Here is an 18,270-nt window from a genome sequence, read left to right as displayed (position 1 = left end):
GAGCGCCGCGAAGTGCCTCCTCGTCCCCCGCACGACGTCTCAGGCGCGTCGTGACTCCAGGACGTCGAGGTCCCGCTCGGCATAAAGGCGGTGCAGCCACTCCTCGTTGACGATCGCTCCCAGGCAACGGCGCACGGCGTACGACTCGGGCTCGGGATAGCCCGGCGCCAGGACCGGCTCGGTGCTGCCGGCCAGCTGGTGGTCGGTCAGCTCGCCGATCACGCGACGCACCGTCGCCATCCGGTCGCTGCGCAGCGCCAGCACCTCGTCCAGCGACGGACGGGCGTCGCGGTCGCGTGGCACCGGCGGGCTGTCGATCATCTCGTCGTGCGGCAGGTCCAGCGGGTGCCACGGCGTCGGGTCGCCGAGCAGCGCCCGGTTGACCCAGGCGTCCGTGGCGAAGACGAGGTGGCGCAGCGTCTCGATGAAGGACCACTCACCGTCGACGCGCTCGTGCAGCAGCTCGGGGTCGAGCCGGCGGGCCCGCGCCACGGTCTGTTCCCACAGCGGCTCCAGGACACGCCACGCCTCGCGGAAGCCGTCGGCGTCCGTCGGGCGCATCTTGACGCGGTCCGGGTGCCGGCGGTCGAGCTCGGCCTCCACGAGGGGCGCCACGTCGACGCCGTTGATGCGCAGGTTCTCGATGTCGCCGGTGATGTCGACGTCCACGAGCTCGGCGTCCCGGATCACCACGCCGTGCAGGTCGACCATCCGGAACCGGGCGTTGCTGAGGTCGACGAGCCTGAACTCGGCGCCCGCCAGCCGGACGTGCTCGAACCGGGCACCGCTGAGGTCCTCGTCGGTGAACTCGTTCACGTCCTGCAGGCTGCCATCGGCCACCGTCACCGTCCACGCGACGCGCGGGACCCGCGGGCGCCGTGACGGCTCCCCCAGCACCCCCACCCGATCAGGCTGGCCTACGCGGGCTGGGCCGGCATGGCCCGAACGGGTCATGCGCGTTCCCCCAGGTGCGGCATATCTACCGCATTCGGTCAAGTGGGCCTCTCGGTGGTCCGTACCTTCCAACGTGACGGCCGGGTGACCGGCGCCACCCCGGGCGTTGTCCCCAGGATGGGGGAAGCCCGGGTTCGCCGGCCGTCGTGGGGGGAACGACTACTGGTGAGAGGAGGTGCAGACCCATGTGGGACACCGCCGAGCACCACACCACCACCGCGCACTTGTCGCACGACATGCCGTGCACGCAGTGCGGACACGCGCTCCACACCTACCTGGCGTGCGGGGACACCTGCGACTGCGAGCCCATGCCGGCGCTGGTCGCGGCGCGACGCCACTGACCGCCGAGCCGCCCGGACCTCAGGCGTCGAGGTCCACCGTCGCCACCCGGCGCAGCACCGGCCGGTCCTGACGGTCGACGACCTCACCGGCCGTCCACCACATCCGGATGCCGGCGGGACGCAGCTCGAGGATCGCGAGGTTGTTGTCGTACCACGGGCCGTGCGTGACCTCCCAGGCCAGTGGCGGCCGCGGCACCCGGCCGGCCCGCGACAGGCCACGGCCCACGACGCCCAGCGAGCGTCGTGCCGCGCCGGCCGTCACGAAGTGCATGACCTTCGGCAGCGGGTTGCGGATGGGCGAGCAGACCGCCTGCAGGATCCGGCTCGCCACCTGACGTCCCTCGTGCGGGTCCGGTCCTGCCTCGGCGACGTAGCTGTGGTGCACGTCGCCCGACAGGTACGTGATCGTCGACGGTGCCCTCCCCCGGTTCCCGGCCGCGACGTCGAGGGTCAGCTCGGCGACCCGCCGGAAGCCCTTCTCGAACGCCGCCCAGTGCTCGAGGTCGGCAGCCTGGCGCATCACCTCGCCGAACCGGGCCACGGTCCTCCCCCAGGCGCCTTGCGCGATCGCCTCGCTGAACGCCTCCGCGTGGTGCAGCCCGGGCGCCATCAGGAACGGCAGCGAGGTGCCGATGAGCAGGTGGTCGAAGCCGCCCTGCATCTGGTCGTCGAGCCAGGACATCTCGTCCTCGTCGAGGATCGAGCGGGCGTCCGGCTGGAGCACCCGTGCGGCGCGCGAGTCGACGACGATGAGACGGGCCTGGGTGTCGAAGTCGCGCGCGAAGCTCCAGCGGTAGCTCTCGGGCTCCTGGTCGGCGTGGTCCGCCAGCTCGTCGAGCGCCTCGGTGACGTCCAGCTCACCCTCGCCGTCGTACGTCGCGATGCGCTGCCACAGCGCGTCCTCGGCGCGTGCCTGCGGACCGAGGTTGCCGAGGTGCTGGTAGACCCAGTACGACGCCAGCCCGCCGACGATCCGCTCGTGCCACCACGACGTGGCCTCCATCTTCTGCTTCCACGACCAGCTGGTGTTCCAGTCGTCGCGGATGTCGTGGTCGTCGAAGATCATCGCGCTGGGGAGGGTCGAGAGGAGCCAGCGGTTGGCCGGCTCGCCCCAGGCGAGCTTGTAGAGGTGGGCGTACTCCTCGAAGTCCTTGAGCTCCTCCCCCGGCGGCTCCTCGATGTCGCGGCGGGAGGCGATGAACTCCTGCATCGCCTCGCTGGTCTCGTCGGCGTAGACCTGGTCGCCGAGGAACAGCACCAGGTCGGGCCAGCGTTCGTCGTCGTCGGCGGTCTTCTCGGTGACGCCGGCCATGCGCAGCGCGTAGCTGCGCAGCGCGTCGATGCCGAAGGAGCTGTTGCCCTCCTCGTCGTGCGGCACGCTGACTCGGCACGAGCCGAACGCCATCCGCAGCGGCTTCCCGGGCTGCAGGGTCGCGATGACCGACGGGGGGAGCTGGGCGGCCTCGCCGTCGGTGGGCGGCCAGACCCGCTCCTCCCCCACGTCCACGGTGTACGCCGTGTGCGTCCCCGGGGTGAGCCCGGTGACCTCGACCAGGGCGTAGTGATGGCCGTGCGCCCCGAAGGTGTGCGCGGAGCCGCTGCGCTCCCCCGCCGTGACGGTGACGACGTCCGCTCGGGCGGTCTCCACCCACACGGTGGCCGAGGTGTCGTCGACGTACCGCACGAGCGGTCCCAGGGTCAGTGCACTGCTGATGACGCCCTCCTTCGGGTGGCGGCGCCGCGTGCGGTGCCGCGAGGCAACCTACTCCCTGGCGGTCCCTGCGGCGAGCGTTCGGGTCAGGCTCCCTGCTCGGCGATGATCCGCTCGACCTCGGCGATCGTCCGGGCCGTCTCGACGTGCACGACGGCGTGCCAGCCGGCCGTGCGGGCGGCCTGGACGTGACCGGGCTGGTCGTCGACGAAGACGATCTCGGCGGGCCGGACACCGAGGCGCCTCGCGGTCAGCTCGAAGACGGCCGGGTCCGGCTTCAGGAGGCCCACCTCGTGGGAGTAGACGATGTCGTCGGTGACGTCCTCGAACCCCCAGCACCGCTCGCGCTCACGGGCGTCCGGCGCCGAGTTGCTGAGGATGCCGGTGAGCAGCCGCGGCCGCAGCCCGGCGAACCAGTCGAGCATCGGACGGTCGAGCGTCCCGACGTACCAGCGCCAGAAGTCCTCGACCAGCTCGTCGACCTGCGGCCCGGAGAGCCCGAGCTCGCGCTGCCACGTCGCCCGGACCTCGGCCATCCCGATCTCGCCGAGACCGGGATGGCCGGGGAAGGATGCGGCCGCCGCCTCGACCGAGCCCGGGGCGAGGCCGTGCCGCCGCTCGAACGGCTCCGGGAAGAGCCGGTCGTCGTTGACCTCGAGCACCCCGCCGATGTCGAGGACGACCGCACGGATCACCATGGTCGAGGTGCCTCAGGGCTGGATGAGGACCTTGATGGCCTCACGCTCGTCCATCAGCCGGTAGCCCTCGGCGACCTCGGCCAGGGGCAGCGTCCGGTCGAAGACCAGGCCCGGCTCGATGCGGCCCTCGGTGACCAGCTTGAGCAGCTCGGGAAGGTACTGGCGCACGGGCGCCATGCCGCCGGCGAGCCCGATGTTCTTCTGGAACATGTGCCGGATCGGCAGCTCCACCCCGTGCGGGACACCCACGAACCCGACCGTGGACCCCGGGCGGGCCACGGCGAAGGCCTGCTTCATGGCCGCGTCGTTGCCGACGCACTCGAGCACGGCGTCGCCACCGACGCCGCCGGTGATCTCCTTGACGAGCTCGGCGCCCTCGTCGCCGCGCTCCGCCACGACGTGGGTCGCACCGAACGCGCGGGCGATGGCCTGCCGGGGCTCGTGGCGCGACATCGCGATGACCTTCTCGGCGCCCATGGTGGCGGCCGCGAGGACGCCGCACAGGCCGACCGCGCCGTCGCCGACGACCACGGCGGTGCCGCCCTCGCGGACGCCGGCGGCCACGGCGGCGTGCCAGCCGGTCGCCATCACGTCGGAGAGGGTGAGCAGCGAGGGGATCAGCGAGGCGTCGGGCATCCCGTCGGTCTTGACCATGCTGCCCTCGGCCTGGGTGACCAGGGCGTACTCGGCCTGGCCGCTGGCCGTGAAGCCGAGGTTCTCGCAGGCGGCCTGCATGCCGGCGCGGCAGTGCGCGCACGTGTTGTCGCAGTGGTCGAACGGCACGATGACGAAGTCGCCGGGCTTGAACGACGTGACCGCCGAGCCGACCTCCTCCACGACGCCAACGCACTCGTGACCGATCGTCGAGCCCGCGTCGATGTCGTTCTCTCCGCGGTAGGGCCACAGGTCCGAGCCGCAGATGCAGCCGGCCGTCACCTTGACGACGGCGTCGGTCGGGGCGGTGATCTTCGGGTCCTCCACGTCGGAGACGCGGATGTCACGAGGGGCATGGATGGTGGTTGCACGCATGGTTGCCATCCTTGCAAAGGACCCGTGAGGTGCTGCATCGTGGAGGACTCCGGGCCGGCATGGCGGTTGTTGCAATATCTCACATGTGAGTTACCGTGATGCCATGAGCGAGGGATACAAGGGCCGCATCGGCAATCTGATCCGCGACGCCCGCAAGCACCGGGGCCTCACCCAGCACCAGCTGGCCGAGCTGCTCGCCACCAGCCAGAGTGCGATCAACCGGATCGAGAAGGGTCACCAGAACCTCTCCCTGGAGATGCTGGCGCGCATCGGCGCGGCGCTGGACTCCGAGATCGTCGCCCTCGGCGCCGGTCCCACGCACCTGCGGGTGACGGGGCCGACCACGCTGTCGGGCAGCATCGACGTCAAGACCTCGAAGAACGCCGGCGTCGCGCTCCTGTGCGCCTCGCTGCTGAACCGGGGCCGCACCACGCTGCGCAAGGTGGCCCGCATCGAGGAGGTCAACCGGCTGCTCGAGGTGCTCGGCAGCCTCGGTGTGCACACCAAGTGGCTCAACGCCGACAACGACCTCGAGATCATCCCGCCCAAGGACCTCGACCTCGGCAACATCGACGAGGCGGCGGCACGGCGTACCCGCTCGGTGATCATGTTCCTCGGCCCGCTGCTGCACCGCACGGACAGCTTCGAGCTGCCGTACGCCGGCGGCTGCAACCTCGGCACCCGCACCGTCGAGCCGCACATGGCCGCGCTGCGTCCGTTCGGCCTGGAGGTCAAGGCGACCGACGGCAGCTACCACGCGAGCGTCAACCGGGTCATCGAGCCGGGCCGCCCGATCGTCCTGACCGAGCGCGGCGACACGGTCACCGAGAACGCCCTGATGGCCGCGGCGCTGCATCCCGGCACCACCGTCATCCGCAACGCCTCGTCCAACTACATGGTCCAGGACCTGTGCTTCTTCCTGCGCAAGCTCGGCGTCGACGTCGAGGGCATCGGCACCACCACGCTGACCGTCACCGGGCGCAGCGAGATCGACGTCGACGTCGACTACGCGCCCAGCGAGGACCCGATCGAGGCGATGTCGCTCCTCGCGGCCGCGATCGTGACCAAGTCCGAGATCACCATCAAGCGGGTCCCGATCGAGTTCCTCGAGATCGAGCTGGCGCTGCTGGAGGAGATGGGCTTCCAGTACCACCGCTCCGAGGAGTACGTCGCCCTCAACGGCTGCACCCGCCTGGTCGACCTGACCACCAGGCCGTCGGAGCTGCACGCCCCGCTGGACAAGATCCACCCAATGCCGTTCCCCGGTCTCAACATCGACAACCTGCCGTTCTTCGCGGTCATCGCGGCGGTGGCGCAGGGGCAGACCCTGCTGCACGACTGGGTCTACGAGAACCGGGCGATCTACCTCACCGACCTCAACAAGCTCGGCGGCCAGGTCAAGCTGCTCGACCCGCACCGGGTGATGATCGAGGGCCCGACCTCCTTCACCGGCGCCGAGATCGTCTGCCCGCCCGCCCTGCGGCCGGCCGTGGTGATCCTGCTGGCGATGCTGGCGTCGAAGGGCACCTCGGTGCTGCGGTCGACGTACGTCATCCACCGCGGCTACGAGGACCTCGCCGAGCGGCTCAACCTCCTCGGCGCGAACATCGAGACGTTCCGCGACATCTAAGCGCAGCTGCGGACGTCGTACGTCGTGGCTGCGCGAGCAACCAGGACGTACGACGTCGGGCTGGCGCGGGTCAGCTGAAGAGCGTCTCAACCCACGCGCGGGCGGGGGCGCGCGAGGCCGGCGGGGCGACCATGTCCGCGGTGATGCGCGGCATGGGCGCGGTGTGCTGGCTGGCGTTGCGGTGCCAGTCGGTCTCGGACTCGATCAGGCTTCCCAGGTCGGCGCGCGCCAGGAAGATGCCGTGCCCGTCGGGGCAGCTGCTGACTTCCGCCTCGCCGTCGGCCCCGGTCAGCGACCGGGTGACCATCTCGGTGCCACATCGGGGGCAGCTCAGGGTCTCCATGTGACGACGCTACCGCTCTCCCCCCGGTGACCGGTGGGTATTGACGCGGACTCCCCGGAGGGCCGGGCGCGGCGGCGTTCGCGATACTTCTCGGCGTGACCCGACCCCGCACCGGACGCCCCTACCTCGACGAGGTCCTGCGCCGCGGCGGCGTGCTGGCCTTCGCCCACCGAGGCGGCGCCTACCACCCCGAACTGGAGGGGCTGGAGAACACGATGGCGGCCTTCCGGCACGCCGTCGAGCTCGGCTTCGACTACCTCGAGACCGACGTGCACGTGACCCGGGACGGAGTGCTGCTGGCTTTCCACGACCAGGTCCTCGACCGGGTCAGCGACCGCACGGGGGCGATCGCCTCGCTGACGCACGCCGAGATCGGCGAGGCGCTCGTCGGCGGCCGGGAGCGGGTGCCCACGTTCGCCGAGCTGCTCGACGCGTTCCCCGAGGCCCGCTTCAACATCGACCTGAAGTCCGACGGCGCGGTGGCGGCGCTCGCGGCGGTGGTCGCCGAGCGCGGCCTGTGGGAGCGGGTCCTAGTCGGGAGCTTCTCCCCCCGCCGGCTGCGTGCATTCCGCGAGCTCACGGACGGGCGGGTGCCGACCAGTGCCCACCCCCTGGAGGTGATCGCGTTCCGCGCGCTGCCGAGTGGTCGGCTCGCCGACCTGGTCACCCGCGGCCGGGTGGCCGCGCTGCAGGTCCCGCACCGACGCCGGCGGGTCACGATCGCGACGCCGGGGCTGGTGCGCCGCGCGCACGCCGCCGGCAAGCACGTGCACGTGTGGACGATCGACGATCCCGACGAGATGCGGGTGCTGCTCGACCGAGGTGTCGACGGCCTGATGAGCGACCGCACGGACATACTCAAGGCGGTGCTCCTCGAGCGTGACCTGTGGAGGGAACGGACATGACGGCGTCATCCGGCTTCGCCGACCTGACCCCGCTCACGCGGGCGAAGGAGCAGCGCGCCTGGTACTGGTACGACTGGGCCAACAGCGCCTACGTCACCACCACCGCCGCGGTCCTGTTCGCGCCGTACCTCACCTCGGTCGCCGAGAAGGCGGCCTGCGGCTTCGCGACCACCGACGACCGGAAGTGCACCGAGAACCTGCACGTCCTCGGGGTCGGGGTCTCCCCCGGCTCACTGGTCTTCTACCTGGTGACGGCCGCGACGATCCTCTCGGCGCTGGTCCTCCCCGTGGTCGGGGCGGCGGCGGACCGGTCGGCGCGCAAGACCACGATGATGGGCGCCTACGCCTGGTCCGGCGCGGTGGCGGCGATGCTGATGTTCTTCGTCACCGGCACCAACTGGCTGCTGGGCGCGGGGCTGCTCGTCGTCGCCACCCTCTTCCTGGGCGCGAGCCTGGTGGTCTACGACTCGATCCTGTGCCAGATCGCGGAGCCCGACGAGCGGGACCGGGTCTCGTCGCGCGGCTGGGCGCTCGGCTACCTCGGTGGCGGGCTGCTGCTGGCGCTCAACTTCGGGCTCCTCAGCGTGATGTCCGACAGCACGGAGCTCGCCGTCCGGATCTCGCTGTTCAGCGCCGGCCTGTGGTGGGCGGTGTTCACGATCATCCCGGTCCGCGGCGTCCGCAACCGGCCTCCGACCGACGTGGTGCCAGAGTCCGGGGGGCTGGTGCGGCAGAGCTTCGGACAGCTGTGGGAGACGCTCAAGGACCTGCGAGCCTACCCGGTCACGCTCACCTTCCTGCTCGCCTACCTCTTCTACAACGACGGCATCCAGACGGTGATCTACGCCGCCAGCGTGTACGGCGAGAAGGAGCTGCGCTTCGAGAAGTCGACGGTGCTGCTCGCCTTCCTCGTCGTGCAGTTCGTGGGCGTGGCCGGAGCGCTGGTGTTCGGCCGCGTCGCCGGGCGCGTCGGGACCCACCGCACGATCGTCGGGGGCCTCGTGGTCTGGCTCGGCGTCGTCGTGCTCGGGTTCTTCACGCCGGCCGAGAGCCTCGCGCTGTTCCTGGTCCTCGCCGTCTGCATCGGCGTGGTGCTCGGTGGCACCCAGGCGCTCTCGCGCTCCTTCTACAGCCAGCTCATCCCCCGGGGACGGGAGGCGGAGTACTTCTCGCTCTACCAGGCGTGCGAGCGAGGCACGAGCTGGATCGGCACGCTGCTGTTCGGTCTGGTCCACCAGTGGACCGACTCCTACCGGCCGGCCCTCCTCGCGCTGATGCTGCTGTTCGTCCTGGGTCTGGTGTTCCTGGTGAGGGTCGACCTCAGGCGGGGCATCGTCGAGGCCGGCAACCAGGCGCCGACGACCGCCTGAGCCTCCGGGCCGCGGTGTGACGGCGCCCATAGCCGTCGATTGTCGGAATCTTCTCCTGCCCACTACCGTTGAACGGATTGAGACGTCAACCCTCGGGGTACGGGTCGTGCGACGTCACGACTCCAGCCCCGAGCCGTCTCGGTCATGTCAACGGGGGCAATGAGATTTGGGAGGTGGCTCATGGCAGAGCGCACACTTCGTGGGGCGCGGCTCGGGGGCCAGAGTTTCGAGGACGAGCGCGGCATCGAGTTCGCGGCCCGTCAGCAGGTCGGCTACCGCTGCCCGCAGGCTCACGAGTTCGAGATCACGATGTCGGTCGAGGCCGAGATCCCCGCGGTGTGGGAGTGCCCGCGCTGCGGTGCCGAGGCGCTGAGCGTCGCCGGGATCCAGCCCGAGGTCAAGGCCGAGAAGCCGGCCCGCACCCACTGGGACATGCTTCTGGAGCGTCGCTCCGAGAAGGAGCTCGAGGACATCCTCAAGGAGCGCCTCGAGCTGCTGCGCGGTGGCGAGATCGGCCCCGCGCACCTGCACCGGGCCAACGCCAAGAAGCGCAAGGCGTCCGCCTAGGGCCTGCACGCCCTGGGCGCTGGGCTCGAACAGGCGGGCTCAGTCGTCCACGACCTCGCCCCGGACCACGGATCCCCCGGATCCAGGTCCGGGGCGTCGTGCGTTCGAGGCCAGCAACCGTCGGGTGACCACTTGGGTCAGCAGCCGACGCGCGAGGGGCCGGGTGAACGGCAGGATCAGCACGATCCCGAAGATGTCGGTGACGAACCCGGGGCTCAGCATGAGCGTCCCGCCGATCAGGATCAACGCCCCGTCGGCGAGCTCACGCGCGGGCATCCGCCCGTTGTCCAGGGCGCTGCGCAGTGCCTGCCACGCGCGGCCGCCCTCCCGCTTGATCAACCAGCTGCCGAGGATGCTGTCGAGCACCAGCAGCAGGATCGTCCACCACGGACCGATCACCTGACCCACCTGGATCAGCACATAGATCTCGACCAGGGGCACCACCACGAAGGCCACGAACAACACCCACGTGAACGTGCTCCGGCGCCGGGTCACGGCCGTCTCCGCAGCGCGCGGCGGACCTGGCCGGCCCGCTCGGTCAGGCCCCAGGCGGTGATCCGCTTGAGCGACTCGGCCGCGACCGCTCCGCTCATCTTCGAGTCGCCGCGCACGCGCTCGACGAACTCGATCGGCACCTCGCGGACCGTCAGCCCGTGGGCCAGCGTGCGGGCCACCAGGTCGGTCTGGAAGACGTAGCCGGTCGACTGCACCGAGGCCAGGTCGATCTTCTCCAGCGTCGCGCGCCGGAACAGCCGGTAGCCCGCGGTGGCGTCGCGGACACCGATGCCGAGCAGCAGGCGCACGTAGAGGTTGCCGCCGCGCGAGAGCAGCTCGCGTCGCCGCGGCCAGTTGACCACCGACCCGCCCGGGACCCAGCGCGAGCCGATCACCAGGTCGGCGTCGCCCAGCGCGTCGAGCAGCCGGTCCAGCTGCTCGGGCTGGTGCGACCCGTCGGCGTCCATCTCCCCCACCACGTCGTAACCGGCGGCGAGGGCGTGCGCGAAGCCGTGCAGGTAGGCCGCGCCGAGCCCGCCCTTGGCGGTCCGGTGCAGCACGCTCACCTGCGGGTCGGCCGCGGCGATCTCGTCCGCGATCCGTCCGGTGCCGTCCGGGGAGTCGTCGTCGACGACCAGGACGTCGACCCCGGGCTGGGCGCGCCGGAGGCGCTCCACGATCCAGGCCAGGTTGGGCGCCTCGTTGTAGGTCGGGATCACCATCACGACCTGTCCGAGACCATCGATGCTCACTGCGCGGCCCTCAGCCCTTCCGTCGTTCCTCGGTCGTCGCCGACACCGGAACCTCCCGGCGCCGGGTGTTCTCGGTCCGCTGCCGGTCCTGCCTCCGACGATACGGGACCAGCTCCAGCAGCAGGCCCAGGATCGTCACCCCGAGGCAGAGTCGTCCGGTCCACGCCCCCAGTCGCACCGCGGGGGTGGTGCCGCTGCCGAGCCCGACCTGCTGGACGAGCACGTCCTGGGTGCGTACGGCGGCGCTGTCGACCACGCTGCCGTCGGGGGCGATGATGCCGGTGATCCCGTTGGTGGCCGCCACCACCACCCAGCGCCCGGTCTCGATGGCCCGGAGCCGGCTGATCGCGAACTGCTGCTCGATCTGGGAGGTGTGGATGAACGTCGCGTTGCTGGTCTGGACGGTGACCAGCCGGGCGCCGTGGCGCAGCTGGGCGTAGAGCCCGTCGTCGTACGCCACGTCGAAGCAGATCGCGTCGGCCACCGGCACGCCGGCGATGCTGAGCGGCTGCTGGCGGGTGCCGCTGAGCATGTCGCGCGGGATGAGCGCGAGCCGGCCGAAGTTCTGGCCGTTGAAGAAGCGGCGGAACGGGATGTACTCGCCGTAGGGCACCGGGTGCCACTTGGTGTAGCGGTCCGCGGCGCCGGTGCCGGGGTTCCACACGATGCCTTGGTTGAGGACGTGGTCGGGGCCGGCGTCGACGATCGCGCCGACCAGGATCGGCACGCCGACGGCGCTCGACGCGGCCCGGATCCCGGCCGCGGTCTGCACGTCGCTGAACGGGTCGACCGCGGTGGAGTTCTCCGGCCAGACGACGAAGTCGGGTCGCGGCACCCGTCCCGCAGCCACGTCCTCGGCGAGGTCGACGGTGGCGTCGACGTGGTTCTGGGTCACCTGGCGGAAGTCGTAGAGGATGTCGTCGCCGTTGCCCGGGACGTCACCCTGGACGGCGGCGACGGTGGCGTGGTCCTCCATGTCGGGGTGGTAGGGCAGCCGGGCGGGGATGCCCGTCGCCGTGACGGCGACACCCAGCATCACCACGGCGCGCCACCGTCGGCCCGGGGCGGCGACCAGCAGCTGCGCGAGCAGGACGCCGATCAGGGCCAGCAGGAAGCTCACGCCGGTGCTGCCGACGTACGCCAGGGCGTCCGCGACGGGGGTGTCGGCGGTGGCGAAGGCAAGCCTCCCCCAGGGCATGCCGCTGAACGGCCAGGAGCTGCGGATCATCTCCATGGAGACCCAGGCCGCGGCGAACCACAGCGGCCAGGCCCGGCGGCGGGTGAGGACCGCGGTCACCGAACCGAGAACGCCGTAGAAGAGTGCCTCGATCCCCGCGAGCGCGATCCAGGCGTCGGTGCCGACCGCGCGCATCCAGAAGATCAGCGTGAAGTAGAACCCGACGCCGAAGGCGAGGCCCGGGAGCCAGGCTCGTCCCGGGCGCAGGCCGCGCGTGGTCAGCACGAAGCCGGCGACCGCGACGGGGACCAGGAGCGCGAGCGCGACGGGTTCGAAGGCCAGGGCCAGGGCGACGCCCGCCACCAGCGCGAGGGTCGTCCGCAGCAGCACGGGGGCAAAGGTACCCGTGCGGGCCGCGGTCGTCGGTCTTGCAGAGCTCCGGAGGGGGCCCGGACCCTTCGGACCAACTCGAGATCGACCGGCTGCCGAGGTCGAGCTGTTGTCTAGGGGGCCCGGATCCCCTCCGTATCCGCCCTCGCGGAGCGGACCGTCCTCCGCGAACCGGGTGGGAGGGATGGGTGGCACCCCATCCTCCGCCACGGCCACTCGGACGACGGTCCACCGGCCACGATCTGCACGAGCGGACGGGCTACCTTGGATCGTCTCCCGGGCGGATGTCAACCACCGCCTGACCTGCGCGAACACCCGAATGTGCAGGTCAGCGGCAGGTTCGCCGGCCGAGGATTTTGCCAAGTTTCACGCGCCCGGCCCGGCGTGTCGCCCCCGACGCGCCGAGGACCGGTGACGCGGCGTCACGCGCGGGGTGGTACGACGACCGTGCCCGTGGCGCTGGTGGCCAGGATCGGCTCGGCCAGCACCTCGGCGGCGCCCGGCTGCTCGGGGGTCGCGGCGCCGCGCGCGACGACGTGCACGGCGAACTCCATGACCCGCGACCGGGTGCCGACCCTGACCAGCTCGCAGGTGATCTCGAGGACGTCGCCGGCGCGGACCGGCGCGCGGAACTGCACGTCGGAGTACGACGCGAAGAGGCCCTCGTCCCCGTCGGTGCGGATGCACATCTCGGTGGCCACGTCCCCGAACAGGCCGAGGCTGTAGGCGCCGTCCACGAGGTTCCCCGCGTAGTGGGCGTGGGAGTAGGGGACGTAGCGGCGGTGCACGACGGTGGTGCCGATGCTCGGTGAGTCCATCAGGACGCCTTCCTCTCGGGGGCGAGGGCGAGCCGGTGGACGAGGAACGAGGCGACCTCGCCGGGCGTCGTACCGCGGCTGAACACGCGGTCCACGCCGAGCTCGGCGGCCATCGTCTCGTCGAAGCGCGGCCCGCCGACGATCAGCAGCGGCCGCTTGTCGGCCGGGTAGGACTCGCGGAACGCCGCGGACATCTCGCGGGTGTTGAGCAGGTGGGCGTCGCGCTGGGTGACCACCTGGGAGACCAGGACCGCGTCCGCCTTCTCGGCGCGGGCCCGCTCGACCAGCTGGGGCACGGAGACCTGCGCGCCGAGGTTCACGACCTTGAGCTCGCGGTAGTACTCCAGCCCCTTCTCCCCCGCGAACCCCTTGATGTTGAGGATCGCGTCGATGCCGACGGTGTGGGCGTCGGTGCCGATGCAGGCGCCCACGACCGTCAGGCGGCGGCGCAGCGAGCGCTTGACCGCCGCGTTGACCTCCTTGGGGGTGAGCAGGGGGTAGTCGCGCTCGACGACCTCCACCTTGCTGGTGTCCACGAGGTGGTGGACCCGGCCGTAGACCACGAAGAACGTGAAGTCCGGACCCATCGGCTTCGCGTGCACGACCAACGCGGGGTCCATGCCCATCTTGTTGGCCAGCTGGGCCGCGGCGCCCTCGGCCACCTTCGAGTGCGGGATGGGCAGCGTGAAGCTCAGCTGCACCATCCCGTCGCCGGTGGTGTCGCCGTACGGGCGGACGATGCGCCCCTCGGTCTTCGAGCTCACTTCTTCTCCTCCAGCAGCTCGGTGGCGGGGTTGTAGTAGGCGCCGGACTTCTTCGCGACGCCGTCGAGGCCACGGCCGCCGTCGGCGGGCCGCTTCATCAGGCCGAACGTGCCGTCCGCGATCGCCGCCAGCAGCGGCGGATCGCCGGCCGCGTCGGAGTCGGTCACGATGTCGTCGAGCAGCTCGATGGTCTCGGCGAGCACCTGGCGGGCCCGGTTGGCGATGAAGCCGTCCGGGGCGGGCCGGAAGTCCTCGTGCAGGTTGCCGGCCGCGTTCATCACGTAGCGGACGTTCTGCAGGGCCAGGTCGCGGTCGGAGAGCCACGGCGTCACGACGGCCTCGGTCATCATCCCGACCAGCAGGATGCCCTGGCCGGTCAGGGCGCCGGCGAGGTTGAAGAACCCGTCGAGCAGGTGGCCGCGGAACACGTCGCCGGTCATGTGCCGGGTCGGCGGCATCCACTTCAGGGGCGCCTTCGGGAACAGCTCCCGGGCCAGCAGCGCGTGGGCCAGCTCCATCCGGAACGAGTCGGGGATGTCGGGGTCGATCTCGAACGCGTGGCCCAGGCCGAGCTGCCAGTCCTCGAGGCCGGCCTCCTTGGCGAAGTACTCGTTGAGCAGCTGGCTGGTGGTGACCGTGTGCGCGGCCTCGACCGCGTCGGCGGTGGTGAGGTAGTTGTCCTCGCCGGTGTTGATGATGATGCCGGCGCGCGCGTGGACCTGACGGCTGAAGCGCTGGTCGACGAAGGTCCGGATCGGGTTGATGTCGCGGAAGAGGATGCCGTACATCGAGTCGTTGAGCATCATGTCGAGCCGTTCCATGCCCGCCAGCGCGGCGATCTCCGGCATGCACAGGCCCGAGGCGTAGTTGGTCAGCCGCACGTAGCGGCCGAGCTCCTTGCTGGACTCGTCGAGCGCCGCGCGCATCAGGCGGAAGTTCTCCTGCGTCGCGTAGGTGCCGGCGAAGCCCTCGCGGGTCGCGCCCTCGGGCACGTAGTCGAGCAGCGACTGCCCGGTCGACCGGATCACCGCGATGATGTCGGCGCCCTCGCGCGCGGCCTGTTGGGCCTGCGGGATGTCCTCGTAGATGTCGCCAGTGGCGACGATCAGGTAGATCCAGGGCTTGCGGGGGGCGTCGCCGTACCTCTTGATCAGGCGCTCGCGCTCGGTGCGCCGGGTGTCCATCCGCTTGATGCCGGTGCCGACCTGCCGCCGCGAGGCGGTGCGGGCGCGGGTGGCGTCCTTGCCCTCGGGAAGCCGGAAGGTGACCGAGCCGGCGGATGCCTTCTGGGCCAGGGTGGCCAGGTCGTCGGCCTCGCCCCGGAGCAGCGCGTCCCAGACCGGCAGTGCCACGCCGTGCTCGAGGCCGACGTCGGCGCGGACCACGTCGAGCAGCCGGTTGACCCAGGGCGTGCCGTCGGGGTCCGCGCCCTCCAGCCCCGCGAGGCGCAGGGTCGCGCGCTCGACGGCGACGGTGGTGTGCTTCTTGGCCATCGTCACGATCGGTCGGCCGGCCTTGCGGGCCAGGGACCGGGCGTGCCTGACGGTGGTGGGGTCGAGGTCGAGTTTGCTCATGCCGCGTCCTGCTCGTCGCTGGTGTGGATGGTCCGGCCGGCCGAGACCGTGCGCAGCAGGCGCGGGAGCTCGGTGCCGGGGGTGAGGTCGGGGAGGTCGTCGCCGGTGAGCCCACCGGGGACGTCCCACACGGCCAGGTCGGCGCGGGCGCCGAGGTGGAGCGAGCCGCCGTCGTCGTCGCGCGCCGCGAACGCGCCGCCGCGGGTGTGCGCCTCGAAGGCGAGGGCGACGGGGAGCCGCTGCTCGTCGTGGTGGTGGTACGCCGCGGCACGGACGGCCGCCCACGGCCCGAGCGGCGTGACCGGGCTGTCCGAGCCGAAGGCGAGCCGGACCGCGGCCGTCTCCAGGGCCAGGAACGGGTTGGTGGCCCGCCAGCGCTCGCCGAGGCGGGCGGTGTACATCCCCTCGGGCCCGCCCCACAGCGCGTCGAACATCGGCTGCACGCTGGCCACGACCCCGAGCCGGGACATGGTGGCCACCATGGCGGTGGAGGGCATCTCGACGTGCTCGAGCCGGTGCCGGGCGCGCACGAGCCGCGCCGCGCCGAGCTTCGCCTCCGCCGCCTCGAAGCCGGCCCGGATCTCCTCGAGCGCGGCGTCGCCGATGCAGTGGAAGCCGGCCTGGATGCCGGCCTCGGTGCAGGCCACGACATGGTCGCGGACCTGGTCGGCGGTGACGTAGGCGTGGCCGCAGGTGTCGGCCCGGTCGGCGTACGGCGCGCTCAGCGCTGCCGTGCGTGAGCCGAACGCCCCGTCGGAGATCAGGTCGCCTGCCAGCCCGGCGACGCCGAGCCGGCGCGCGGTGTCGACGGCCATCAGCTCGCCCCAGTAGACGGTGGCGCGCAGCCCGACCTCGGCTGCCGCCTGCCGGACCGTCTCGATCTCGTGCTCGGGGCCGATGTGCGGGGCGGCGTTCTCGTGGAAGCCGACGATGCCGCGGGCGGCCATCGCCCGGCAGGCCGCGCGGGCGGCCTCGAGACGGTCCTCGGGAGCGATCAGGCTCTCGAGGGTGGCGCGGACGGCGTGGTGGGCGTCGCGCTCGACGCGCCCGTCGGACGTCCAGCCGTCGAGCTGCTCGAGGCCGGGGACCAGGCCGGCCAGGGCCGGGGAGACGACCGAGGAGTGGCCGTCGACGCGGGTGAGGTAGCTGCGCCGCCCGGGTGCGGCACGCTCGAGCTCCTCCCCCGTCGGCGGCCGGCCCTCGGGCCAGTCGGTCTCGTCCCACCCCTGGCCCACCAGGACGCCCGCCTCCGGAGCCCGGCGGGCGTGGGCCGCCAGCGCGTCGAGGGAGGAGGCCAGGCTGGCGCTGCCCGCGAGGTCGAGCCCGGTCAGGGCGAAGCCGGTGCGGACGGTGTGGACGTGGGAGTCGGTGAACGCCGCGGTCAGCAGCGCGCCGCCGAGGTCGACCACCTCGTCGGCGCCGTCCCAGGCGGCGGCCCGGTCCTCGTCGCCGGTGAAGACGACCCGCCCGTCCTCGACCGCCAGCGCGGTGGCGCGGCGGCCGGAGCGGCCGTCGCGGACCACTCCGTTGCGGAACAGGGTCCGGGTCACGCCGGTGCCTCGTGCGCCAGGCGCGCCTCGAACAAGCGGCGCACACCGGCGTTGTCACGGAGCAGCTCGAGGGCGTACGCCGCGTGGCCGGGCGTGTAGCCGGTGCCGACCAGCATGGTGACGTCGGCGGCCAGGCCCTCGGCCCCGAGCGCGGCGGCGGAGAACGAGGTGGCCATGGAGAAGAAGATGACGGTCCCCCGGTCGGCGGTGGCGAGGATGGCGCCACCCTCGCAGCCGGGCACGTCCACGCAGACCACGGTGACGTCGGCCGGGCCGCCCGCGGCCGTGACCGCGTCGCGCAGGCCGATGGGGTTGCGGGCGTCCGCGACGACGACCTCGTCGGCGAGGCCGGCCTCGCGCAGCTGTGCGGCCTCGCGCTCGTGGGGGACCACGCCGATGGTCCGGGCGGCTCCGGCGTGGCGGGCGGCGGCCAGGCTCAGCGAGCCGGACTTCCCTCCGCCGCCGATCACGGCCACGGTGGGGGCGGCGTACTGCTGCACGACGCGGGCCGTCAGCGCGGGCGCGCCGCAGACGTCCATCACCGACAGCGACAGGTCGGCCGGCAGGTCGTCGGGGATGACGGCGGCGATGGAGCGGCCGAAGAGCACGGCGTACCCGTCGCAGGGCACCTGCTCCCCCAGTCCGTCCCAGGCGCGGAGCCCGTCCTCGATGACCAGCGGGGTGAGGGTCAGTGAGACCAGGGTGGCCACCCGGTCGCCGACCGAGAGCCCGAGGGGCGACTCGGGCCCGACCTCCTCGACCGTGCCGACCAGCATCCCGCCCGAGCCGGTCTCGGGGTTCTGCATCTTGCCGCGCGCCGCCACGATGTCGAGGACCTCGGCGCGGATCGCTCCCCCGTCGCCGGCGTGCTTGCGCTCGAGCTGGCGGTACGACGCCGCGTCGAGGTTGAGCTTCTCCACCCGGATCCGCACCTCGTCGGGCCACAGCTCGCGGCGGGTGTCGAGGCGCTGCGCCGCCTGCGGCAGCACCACCGTCTCGTCCAGGACCCGGTGCAGGCCGGTGGGATCACTGAGTCGCGCGGTCATGACCGTGGGTCCTCCGTCGTTCGAGGTCTTTGACAGGAAGTCTTGCGGCGCGGCATTGGACGCGCCGTACATTCTCCTCGTACTCTGGCAGAGGAGGCGTGGCTCACACAAACACGCCCGCCCCTGACACGCCGCACCACGACGTACCCCCTCATC

18 protein-coding genes are annotated in these 18,270 nt (G+C 71.9%); 5 read left to right on the top strand and 13 right to left on the bottom strand.

The genetic code is table 11. The annotated features are described in order from the left end of the window. Positions 1 to 39 precede the first annotated feature (39 nt). Positions 40 to 816: a DinB family protein gene (locus tag ACFO9I_RS11535; RefSeq protein ID WP_379180895.1), complete on the bottom strand. Its 777-nt coding sequence runs from the start codon at positions 814 to 816 to the stop codon at positions 40 to 42. A gap of 323 nt (positions 817 to 1,139) precedes the next feature. On the opposite strand from ACFO9I_RS11535, the gene ACFO9I_RS11530 reads away from it, so the two are divergent. Continuing rightward, positions 1,140 to 1,295: a hypothetical protein gene (locus tag ACFO9I_RS11530; protein ID WP_379180893.1), complete on the top strand. Its 156-nt coding sequence runs from the start codon at positions 1,140 to 1,142 to the stop codon at positions 1,293 to 1,295. A 19-nt stretch (positions 1,296 to 1,314) separates the two neighbouring features. On the opposite strand, the gene ACFO9I_RS11525 is transcribed toward ACFO9I_RS11530, so the two are convergent. The 3 genes from ACFO9I_RS11525 to ACFO9I_RS11515 all read right to left on the bottom strand — a co-directional run bounded on the left by ACFO9I_RS11525 (position 1,315) and on the right by ACFO9I_RS11515 (position 4,733). Continuing rightward, positions 1,315 to 2,979: an alkaline phosphatase D family protein gene (locus ACFO9I_RS11525; RefSeq protein WP_379180891.1), complete on the bottom strand. Its 1,665-nt coding sequence runs from the start codon at positions 2,977 to 2,979 to the stop codon at positions 1,315 to 1,317. 113 nt (positions 2,980 to 3,092) lie between these two features. After that, complete coding sequence (locus ACFO9I_RS11520; RefSeq protein WP_379180889.1) at positions 3,093 to 3,704, bottom strand: HAD-IA family hydrolase; 612 nt, start codon at positions 3,702 to 3,704, stop codon at positions 3,093 to 3,095. A 12-nt stretch (positions 3,705 to 3,716) separates the two neighbouring features. Next, positions 3,717 to 4,733: a zinc-dependent alcohol dehydrogenase family protein gene (locus ACFO9I_RS11515; protein WP_379180887.1), complete on the bottom strand. Its 1,017-nt coding sequence runs from the start codon at positions 4,731 to 4,733 to the stop codon at positions 3,717 to 3,719. A 103-nt stretch (positions 4,734 to 4,836) separates the two neighbouring features. Between ACFO9I_RS11515 and ACFO9I_RS11510 the strand changes: the two genes are divergently transcribed. Then, positions 4,837 to 6,363 (top strand): helix-turn-helix domain-containing protein, encoded by a 1,527-nt coding sequence (locus tag ACFO9I_RS11510; protein WP_379180885.1) that lies wholly within the window; start codon positions 4,837 to 4,839, stop codon positions 6,361 to 6,363. A gap of 70 nt (positions 6,364 to 6,433) precedes the next feature. On the opposite strand, the gene ACFO9I_RS11505 is transcribed toward ACFO9I_RS11510, so the two are convergent. Further along, positions 6,434 to 6,706 (bottom strand): zf-TFIIB domain-containing protein, encoded by a 273-nt coding sequence (locus ACFO9I_RS11505; RefSeq protein WP_379180883.1) that lies wholly within the window; start codon positions 6,704 to 6,706, stop codon positions 6,434 to 6,436. Between the two features lie 95 nt (positions 6,707 to 6,801). Between ACFO9I_RS11505 and ACFO9I_RS11500 the strand changes: the two genes are divergently transcribed. The 3 genes from ACFO9I_RS11500 to ACFO9I_RS11490 all read left to right on the top strand — a co-directional run bounded on the left by ACFO9I_RS11500 (position 6,802) and on the right by ACFO9I_RS11490 (position 9,548). After that, positions 6,802 to 7,611, top strand: a complete 810-nt coding sequence (locus ACFO9I_RS11500; RefSeq protein WP_379180881.1) for a glycerophosphodiester phosphodiesterase — start codon at positions 6,802 to 6,804, stop codon at positions 7,609 to 7,611. Next, entirely contained in the window at positions 7,608 to 8,981 is a 1,374-nt protein-coding gene (locus tag ACFO9I_RS11495) for an MFS transporter (protein WP_379180879.1), read from the top strand. The genes ACFO9I_RS11500 and ACFO9I_RS11495 overlap by 4 nt, the downstream gene beginning before the upstream one ends. Positions 8,982 to 9,161: 180 nt before the next feature. Next, the gene (locus ACFO9I_RS11490) at positions 9,162 to 9,548 is read left to right on the top strand and encodes an RNA polymerase-binding protein RbpA (RefSeq protein WP_379180877.1); all 387 of its coding nucleotides are present in this window, start codon (positions 9,162 to 9,164) and stop codon (positions 9,546 to 9,548) included. Between the two features lie 39 nt (positions 9,549 to 9,587). On the opposite strand, the gene ACFO9I_RS11485 is transcribed toward ACFO9I_RS11490, so the two are convergent. The 8 genes from ACFO9I_RS11485 to ACFO9I_RS11450 all read right to left on the bottom strand — a co-directional run bounded on the left by ACFO9I_RS11485 (position 9,588) and on the right by ACFO9I_RS11450 (position 18,114). Then, complete coding sequence (locus ACFO9I_RS11485; protein WP_379180875.1) at positions 9,588 to 10,013, bottom strand: FxsA family protein; 426 nt, start codon at positions 10,011 to 10,013, stop codon at positions 9,588 to 9,590. Positions 10,014 to 10,039: 26 nt separating this feature from the next. Continuing rightward, positions 10,040 to 10,765 (bottom strand): polyprenol monophosphomannose synthase, encoded by a 726-nt coding sequence (locus ACFO9I_RS11480; protein WP_379181135.1) that lies wholly within the window; start codon positions 10,763 to 10,765, stop codon positions 10,040 to 10,042. A 40-nt stretch (positions 10,766 to 10,805) separates the two neighbouring features. Then, positions 10,806 to 12,362 (bottom strand): apolipoprotein N-acyltransferase, encoded by a 1,557-nt coding sequence (lnt, locus tag ACFO9I_RS11475; protein ID WP_379180873.1) that lies wholly within the window; start codon positions 12,360 to 12,362, stop codon positions 10,806 to 10,808. Positions 12,363 to 12,784: 422 nt separating this feature from the next. Continuing rightward, on the bottom strand, positions 12,785 to 13,180 hold the full coding sequence (locus ACFO9I_RS11470) for a hotdog domain-containing protein (RefSeq protein WP_379180871.1): 396 nt from the start codon (positions 13,178 to 13,180) through the stop codon (positions 12,785 to 12,787). Continuing rightward, entirely contained in the window at positions 13,180 to 13,944 is a 765-nt protein-coding gene (locus ACFO9I_RS11465) for an OAM dimerization domain-containing protein (RefSeq protein WP_379180869.1), read from the bottom strand. The genes ACFO9I_RS11470 and ACFO9I_RS11465 overlap by 1 nt, the downstream gene beginning before the upstream one ends. After that, entirely contained in the window at positions 13,941 to 15,518 is a 1,578-nt protein-coding gene (locus ACFO9I_RS11460; protein WP_379180867.1) for a lysine 5,6-aminomutase subunit alpha, read from the bottom strand. Before ACFO9I_RS11460 ends, ACFO9I_RS11465 begins: the two co-directional genes overlap by 4 nt. Then, complete coding sequence (locus ACFO9I_RS11455; protein ID WP_379180865.1) at positions 15,515 to 17,068, bottom strand: amidohydrolase; 1,554 nt, start codon at positions 17,066 to 17,068, stop codon at positions 15,515 to 15,517. The genes ACFO9I_RS11460 and ACFO9I_RS11455 overlap by 4 nt, the downstream gene beginning before the upstream one ends. Continuing rightward, positions 17,065 to 18,114, bottom strand: coding sequence for an L-erythro-3,5-diaminohexanoate dehydrogenase (locus ACFO9I_RS11450; protein WP_379180863.1), 1,050 nt, complete (start codon positions 18,112 to 18,114; stop codon positions 17,065 to 17,067). The genes ACFO9I_RS11455 and ACFO9I_RS11450 overlap by 4 nt, the downstream gene beginning before the upstream one ends. Positions 18,115 to 18,270 lie beyond the last annotated feature (156 nt).

It is taken from the genome of Nocardioides sp. GCM10023255 (genome assembly GCF_042653125.1).
Lineage (GTDB): Bacteria > Actinomycetota > Actinomycetes > Propionibacteriales > Nocardioidaceae > Nocardioides.
The sequence above is the reverse complement of the archived record's forward strand: the minus strand, read 5'-3'. Positions and strand labels throughout refer to the sequence as shown.